Raw genomic sequence first — 395 nt, forward strand, 5'->3', positions numbered from 1 at the left:
GCGCGACCAGGTGACCATCCAGTCGCCGGCCAACGCCGGGACGACCTCGCCGACCGGCGCCCTCGGCGTCGACTTCGCACTCGACTCGGGGTTCGATATCTACAGCATGGTCCGCGGCGGAAAGGCCGTGGGGTTGTTCCCCTACGCCGTCAGCAACGGGGTTCTCTACGAGATCGACCTGCTCTCGGGTGCGGCCTCCAGTGAGGGCCGTATCGGCGACCGCACGGTGACCGACATTGCGATCCCGCTGAACCAGCTCTGACGACCGACCCGGCCTGCGGGTCGCTCGACGGGGACCACTGGGCCCCGGCATCGCAGCACGGTGTCGGGGGCTCAGTCGTCCTGTCGTCACGCCATCCGGAAGATGCAGCTGCCGCAAGACGGTTGAACGCAGG

The 395-nt window shown here is 68.4% G+C and carries 1 protein-coding gene; it reads left to right on the forward strand.

The features are described 5' to 3' along the window. The coding region (locus tag ACPW96_RS23305; RefSeq protein WP_425886127.1) for a DUF4394 domain-containing protein at positions 1-262 on the forward strand (262 nt) is incomplete at its 5' end. Between the last annotated feature and the right edge of the window lie 133 nt (positions 263-395).

Origin of the sequence: Micromonospora sp. DT81.3, from assembly GCF_049847225.1 — a bacterium.
In the GTDB taxonomy this organism is placed as follows: Bacteria; Actinomycetota; Actinomycetes; order Actinomycetales; family Microbacteriaceae; genus Microbacterium.